Raw genomic sequence first — 7,109 nt, 5'->3', positions numbered from 1 at the left:
AAACAACCCGGTTTTTTAAACAAAACCGGGTTTTTCGATATTACAATCCGTAGCCTTTGTAAGGTGAGGAATGCGTACCCTACTGTCAATATCACAATCCGTCCTAGTTATTTTTGCAAGAGGTCTACTGATTTAATAATGGTACGGATTGTGATATTGACAGTAGGGTACGCATTCCTCACCTTACAAAGGCTACGGATTGTAATATCGAAAAACCCGGTTTTGTTTAAAAAACCGGGTTGTTTAGGGATTTATCCCGTTTCAAAATTACTTGTTTTTAGCGTTAAATTCCTGCAATGTTTGATAGCCGCCAGCCGGATTGTATAGGTGACAGTTGTCGGCAATCCGCTTCATTAAAGACCAAGAAAATTCTGTTTCGTAGAGATGATCTTGCCAATTTTCCTTTAAGCTGCTGTGGGCGAGGCGCAAATTGTACCAGGGAATAGCAGTTGAAAGGTGGTGGGGAACGTGGACGTTAATGTCGTGGCACAGAAACTCTACCCAGCGGGGATAATCGCAGTGAACTGTTCCCGATAGTTGCGCTTGGGCTTCGTTCCATTCTTCGGGTTCTTTAAATGAAATGTCTGGTGCTGTGTGGTGAACGATCGTAAAAGTGCTCATCCAGAAATGGTAAACCATCCAGGGCACTAACCAAAATTTGACAAATCCCCAAATGCCTGTGGTTGCAATTAAAATCGGGAATCCGATCGCAGCACCGATTAAAACGACAAAAACTGAAAACCGCACTTGTTCTTGTTTCTGTTTGCCTTTGAAGCGCCACCACATAAAGTGTACTTTTGCCCAGTGGGCGATCGAGCCGATCCACCACATCCGACCGAATATTAGACTATAAGCTATTTGTAAAGGCTTGGACGCGCCAGCGTAGTCTTCTGCTGTCATCGGCTGCCAAGCATTATCCTCGCCAATTTTGTTGGTATGCTTGTGGTGGTAATTGTGTCCGTGCCGCCATGCGTGAAACGGGAAAATTAACGGCAGGAATGCGAGATGTCCGACTAAATCATTGACCCAGCGGCGGTTAGCAAATGACCGATGGCCGCAGTCGTGGCCGATCACAAAAAAACCGGTTAATCCGGTGCCTGTGAAAATCCACATCAGGGGCAGTAGATACCAAGGCGATACTGCTAAGCCCCAGTAACCGACAGCAACTAACAAAACGTTGACGATGACTTTTGTCCAAGCTTTGCGGGGGTTTTTGACGAACACTTCCCGCGGCAGGGTTTTGAGAATATCTTTGAGGCGCAAGTTGGAGGTGTCACTTGCGGATGTCAAATTTAGTGGTTTTTCGATCGATGCTGTCATAAATAGATTTCGATTCTCCGTATGCCATGAGGATGGCTTAACAAATTAGCGCCATAAAAAAGCGCAATAAAATGTCAGCTCGTTGCCAGCTTGTGGCAGACGAGTTGAGCAGTAGGCAAGCGCGTTTTAGCAAATGCTAGCGATAGCTATCCGCAGTTAGGAATTTCTAGCACTTTTGGCAAAAAATACTGCGGGTAGCAAAACCTTTGTTTTTTTGACACTCCCCAACCTAAAGGTGTGGGGATTCTTAATTCAGCGACTAACCTTTAAGTGCTACGTCCTTGCGGCAATACTCAAACCTTTTAACCGTAGAAATCCTACCAATTAACGAGCCCGATTCGCAGTCACCCCAGAGGGCCTATCTCCAAAAGCGTACTAGGATATTGACCTAGAATTCGGGTATGCCCTACCCTATCTAAAAAAAGTGAATTGTTTTTTTTTCTGGTTATGAGGCTGTATTAAGCCCCTAGCTGTTTTGAGAGTTTTCGCCGCTCTTTGTCCCCCGGTTTACGCCTAAAAGTGTGTCTGAGTCCCTGTTTCACGAGGGCGTTGCGAGTTTAACCTTGACTTTTATAGTATACATACTACACTACAAAAACCAGCAATTCCCTGATTTTTGGGAATGGGTTTAAGAAATTAAAGCCGTCCTGGAAGGACGGGGTTTTAAACCCAATTTCCCGATAACACAGGGGCAGCACAGTTAGCATTAGCGGCTGTTGTCTGCTAATTGCTGTTGCTACCAGAAATTGGGTCGAGAGCCGGCAAGCCAGCGATCGAGCGTTGCTGTTTGAGGCTTTGCACTTGCAGCAGCAAGGAGTCGATTTCCGCTTGCAGGTGCAGGAACTTAACTTGCTGATCGGCTTGGTACGGGCACTTCACCGAATCTACTTTGCAGGCAAAACTGGTCGATCGAACCGAAGAACTAGCCATTTCGGAATTGCTAGCCTCGGTTTGAGGTCTCGAAAGAGTGGATGAACTATTTGACATCAGTAATTGTGTAGACATTTCTACTTACTCACACCATTAAGATACTTTAACCTGAACCGATCGTATTAAACATCAAATTAACCGATCGAGCTAAAATTAGTGTAAATTCTTCGGCCATTGCCTAAAACCCTTGACATCGTGACCCTGATTCTACCTGCTACTGACTCTGCTGTTAACTCCGCTGCCCGCGCAGCCTCGCCGAAACGCTACGGCTGGCCGGGCTTGATCGAAGCTTATCGCCCCTACCTGCCGGTGACGGAAACCACGCCGGTAGTCACTCTCCAAGAGGGCAATACTCCCCTGATTCCAGCACCTGCGATCGCCTCACTCATCGGTCGAGACGTGCGCGTCCTGGTGAAATACGACGGCCTCAACCCCACTGGTAGTTTCAAAGACCGGGGGATGACAATGGCGATTTCCAAGGCGAAGGAAGCAGGTGCCAAAGCAGTAATTTGCGCCAGTACCGGCAATACTTCGGCCTCGGCGGCCGCCTACGCCCGACGCGGGGGAATGCGAGCTTTTGTGTTGATTCCCGAAGGTTACGTGGCTTTGGGCAAGTTGGCGCAAGCTTTGCTTTACGGTGCGGAGGTAATTTCGATTGGCGGAAATTTCGATCGAGCTTTAGAAATTGTCCGCGAAATGGCTGTCAATTATCCCGTGACATTAGTCAACTCCGTCAATCCTTACCGCTTGGAAGGTCAGAAAACCGGAGCTTTTGAAGTGGTGGACGCTTTAGGCGACGCCCCCGACTGGCTGTGCATTCCCGTAGGAAATGCGGGAAACATCACAGCATACTGGATGGGTTTTTGTCAATACCACCAAGCTAGAAAATGTTCGCGCTTGCCGCAGATGATGGGATTTCAAGCAGCCGGGGCTGCGCCTTTGGTAACGGGCCAAGCAGTGGCGAACCCAGAAACCCTAGCGACGGCAATTCGGATCGGCAACCCCGCTAGCTGGAAACAGGCGATCTCTGCTTCCGAAGCCAGCCGCGGCAGTTTTGCTGCAGTCACCGACGCCGAAATTCTCGACGCTTACCGTTTGTTAGCATCCGAGGAAGGGATTTTCTGCGAACCTGCGAGTGCAGCTTCTGTGGCCGGTTTGCTGAAGGTAAAAGACCTTGTTCCGACTGGGGCGACAGTGGTTTGCGTGCTGACTGGTAACGGTTTGAAAGACCCGGATACGGCAATTAATCACAGCAACAATCTATTTAAAAGCGGCATTGCTCCGACTTTGGATGCAGTAGCTGGAGCGATGGGATTTTAAGAAGTCATATCAAGATCCTCGGCGGTTGAAACCGCGTCTACACAAACGAAGTCCGCCTTCGCGGACTAAGAAATAAGACAGGCAAGATGCCTGTTCCACTCTTAGTTAAAATCCATTGTGGGGCGGACTAAAATTACTCAAAGTCCCCCTTCTTAAGGGGGATTTAGGGGGATCTAGACTCAACTACAAGCGACATTTCCTATGGTTTTGAGTCTGAAGTTGACACCAATAGCCGAATCTCCCGCCCCTCAACGCGACATTCTACATTTCCCCCTGAGAAATCCATGCACCCCAAAAATAGGGATGAGATAACAATTGATAATCGGGGTTAGCCTCAATAAACTCCTCTGAAATAACTTTTTTATCAATAAACTCATCGACAATATCGCGACCTAAAGGCAATTTTTGTAACTCCTGAATCGTAAGTGTGCGAATATAAGATTGAGCCTTTAATAAAGCTTCTCGCTTACCTAAACCCCGCTCAACATCACTTAAAAACCGATCCATTAACAACAGAGAAGCGCGGGTAGGCACCGACCACAAACTCATAATTAAAGCTTTACATCCCGCCACCGCAAAGGCACGCCGCAGCCCAAAAACTCCCTCTCCTAATTGCACATCTCCCAAGCCTGTCTGACAAGCAATTAAAATCGTTACTTCATTTTCCCATAAATCAATCTCGGCCACATCCTGAGCTAATAATAATCCTTTCCCCGCATCCTTGGGTAAGGTTTGCCCTTGTCGCGAAGTGTTTGCCCCAGCAAAGGCTAAACCCGCACGAATCATGGCATTATTAGCCGGGGCCACGGCAAAGCGATCTAAGGGGTTTTCCGTGAGGTTGAGTGCAGGAGATATTTTATATTGTTCTGAGACTTTCTGGACAAAGTTTCTTAACCATTCCGCGCTATTTTCTTTGCCTTGTGCCACACAAGTTACCGCTTGATTTTCCATTGCCATCAGCAATTGCGGATTGACTAAATCTGGATTTTTTGCTAAGAGGTTTTCTTCCTCTTCGGAAGGACAGTTGAGCAATTCTTGGGTCAAGCGAATATAGGGACTTTCTGGTTCAAAATAGCCATGCGTGGCAATTAATAAAATTCGCGGACAGGCTGTTTGAGAGAACAGCGTTTCTACGGCCTCATCGCCTAAATAGAGATTGGGAATGGCTAATTTTTCCGCGATGCTTTTCGCTAGGGTTTCTGTTTCGGGAAGGGGGTCAAATTCCTTTGAGGATAGACTGTGAAAAACGGGTTTTGTACTGTGTGAGTTAGCACCAGATTGAGATAAACCTTCTGTTTTGGGTTTGGTCGAAGGGGGTTGAGGATAGTCAAAATTAGGATTGGCAATAATTAAGGATTCGGAGGCTTTACGGTCTGTCTCCAGTTTCCATCTTAAAACATCTTTGCCACTACTGAGATAACTGATTTGATAATTATCCCTTAATAACTGTTCGCCGGTTTCATCGACGGGCAAAACGCCAAAGGGAATCAGGCTTAATTGGGAATCTGGGGCGATAAAAATGTTTTGGTAAGGTTGCAGAATTGAAAGGAGAGGAGTAAAGATTTTTTCGCGTAGGGCGTTGGGATATTGGGGGTTATATTGATACTTCTTGAAAAGAGTACCCTTTTTATTGCCCTTTCCTTGTTTTGAAGGAGTTTTTAATTCTAAAACTTGACGCACTTTTTCAATTAACTCGTCAATGGGTTGGGCTTCACCTAATGAAATCATCTGCACCGCCTCGGAATCTTCGGCGGGTAAAATAAATGCCCAATATTCGGCAGATTTCCAGTTTTGACCTTTGGTGGCTGTAAAATCATAGCGATTAAACCGCACATATTCCACTAATACGGCATTGGCGGGTAATTCCAACGCAACCGCCCGACGATCTACAGTTTGATCTTGCAGTTGAATTTCAGGAACTTGGGTGGCGAGTTCTTTTTCTAATTGTTGACATTGTTGTTCTAATTTGGCAATATCTTTTTGATACTCTCCCAAACGAGTGCGATAAAGTTCTATGGGTTTTTCTGAATCTGGAAGGGGAGGGTTATTGGTGCGGTGAAACAGTTGTTCTTGCAAAGAACGAAGGCGATTAAACTGGGGTTTGAGGTGGGAATAGCGTTGACTGTGGATGGCAAAGTTAAACGCAGCTAGCGCCGCCGCCGTCATAGATTTGCGTTTGAGAATTACATCTAAGGCAAGTCTGACTTCTGCGGGAGAGTTGGAGAAATATTGAGAAACTAAGGAGAGAAAAATATAAAAACTAGGTCTATTATTTTTAATAGATTGCAGTCTTTCTTTTTCTGAACTAAAGGCAAAATTACGACGGATTAAGCGAGTTTCCATTTCGATGGCTTGGTGCATTTTTTCAAACGCTGCTTGAGAACGGTTCGTAGCCTCTAAAAGTAATCCCAAGGCATTGAGACTGGCTGCCACATTGGGATTGTCGCCTGTAAATAGCCGTTGGAACATCTCTAATGCCTGTTGCAAGAGAAGTTCAGCTTCACTGTAGCGTCTTTGGGTTTGGTAGAATGATCCTAAGTTATTCAGATTGTTTGCTAAACCAGGATGGTCGCCATTATATAGGCGTTGCCACATCTCTAATGCCTGTTTGAAACAAGCTTCAGCTTCTGTGTAGCGTTCTTGCTGTCCGTAGAGTCCTGCCAAGTTATTCAAACTCAGTGCTACATCAAGATGTTCGCCATTAAATAGGCGTTTTCTCATCTCTAACCCCTGTATGCAGAGAGGTTCAGCTTTACGGTAACGTCCTTGGTAGTAGTAGAGTGCTGCCAAGTTATCAAGACTGGTTGCTACGTCAGGATAGTCGCCTGTAAATAGGCGTTGCCACATCTCTAACGCCTCTAGGGAGAGAAGTTCAGCTTTCTCGTCGCGTCCTTGGTCTTTGTAGAGTTCTGCCAAGTTATTCAGACTCATTGCCACATCACGATTCGAGAAAAGCCTGCCAAAGGCAGGCAGGATGCCTACTACCCCACCAGAATTGTTGGAGAGGTCTAATAGACGTTTTCTCATCTCTAAGGCCTGTATGCAGAAAGCTTCAGCTTCCGTGTAACGTCCTTGCTCTCTGTAGACTGCTGCCAAGTTACTCAGACCCAGTGCTACACCACAATGATCGGCATTAGATAGGCGTTGCCACATATCTAATGCCTTTTTGAAAATATCTTCAGCTTCCATATAGCGTCCTTGGTTTCTATAGAGTTCTGCCAAGTTATTCAGGCTCAGGGCCACATTCTGATGATCGCCTGGGTGAAGAGATTGAGCTAAGGCTAATGCTTGTTCAGCAATAGGGATGGCTTTATTAAATTTGCCTATGTTAGAAAGCTGACGACAAGATAGACATTTTTCTGCCCAAGATATTTCTTGCCATGTATTCCAACCCTGACTTAAACCCTTAGCCAATTGATTGAAAAAATCCATTTCCCTTTTCCTTTATTTTTGATAAAAACGGGGTTTATGCTATTCTCCACAAACCCCAACAGGACTTACCCACATCGAGGCGAGAAACCGGGTTTCTTCGTAAATAT

General features: G+C 45.9%; 4 protein-coding genes. 1 reads left to right on the top strand and 3 read right to left on the bottom strand.

Features of this window, described 5'->3' with window-relative positions; all coding sequences use genetic code 11:
• Nucleotides 1–267: 267 nt before the first annotated feature.
• Together ACUVJL_RS33595 and ACUVJL_RS33590 are read right to left on the bottom strand one after the other, a co-directional pair.
• Nucleotides 268–1,320, bottom strand: a complete 1,053-nt coding sequence (locus ACUVJL_RS33595; RefSeq protein ID WP_445249790.1) for a fatty acid desaturase — start codon at nt 1,318–1,320, stop codon at nt 268–270.
• Nucleotides 1,321–2,043: 723 nt separating this feature from the next.
• The gene (locus tag ACUVJL_RS33590) at nt 2,044–2,325 is read right to left on the bottom strand and encodes a hypothetical protein (RefSeq protein WP_445249789.1); all 282 of its coding nucleotides are present in this window, start codon (nt 2,323–2,325) and stop codon (nt 2,044–2,046) included.
• A gap of 120 nt (nt 2,326–2,445) precedes the next feature.
• Here ACUVJL_RS33590 and thrC point away from each other — a divergent pair, with 120 nt between their 5' ends.
• The gene (thrC, locus tag ACUVJL_RS33585; RefSeq protein WP_445249792.1) at nt 2,446–3,570 is read left to right on the top strand and encodes a threonine synthase; all 1,125 of its coding nucleotides are present in this window, start codon (nt 2,446–2,448) and stop codon (nt 3,568–3,570) included.
• Between the two features lie 261 nt (nt 3,571–3,831).
• On the opposite strand, the gene ACUVJL_RS33580 is transcribed toward thrC, so the two are convergent.
• Nucleotides 3,832–7,002, bottom strand: a complete 3,171-nt coding sequence (locus ACUVJL_RS33580; protein WP_445249788.1) for a CHAT domain-containing protein — start codon at nt 7,000–7,002, stop codon at nt 3,832–3,834.
• Nucleotides 7,003–7,109: the final 107 nt, after the last annotated feature.

This window comes from Microcoleus sp. OTE_8_concoct_300, from assembly GCF_031383065.1.
Taxonomy (GTDB): Bacteria; Cyanobacteriota; Cyanobacteriia; order Cyanobacteriales; family Microcoleaceae; genus Microcoleus.
The sequence above is the reverse complement of the archived record's forward strand: the minus strand, read 5'-3'. Positions and strand labels throughout refer to the sequence as shown.

Coding starts and splice junctions, on each gene's coding strand:
- ACUVJL_RS33595 (WP_445249790.1), bottom strand. CDS start 1,320: ATGACAGCATCGATCGAAAAACCACTAAATTTGACATCCGCAAGTGAC.
- ACUVJL_RS33590 (WP_445249789.1), bottom strand. CDS start 2,325: ATGTCTACACAATTACTGATGTCAAATAGTTCATCCACTCTTTCGAGA.
- ACUVJL_RS33580 (WP_445249788.1), bottom strand. CDS start 7,002: ATGGATTTTTTCAATCAATTGGCTAAGGGTTTAAGTCAGGGTTGGAAT.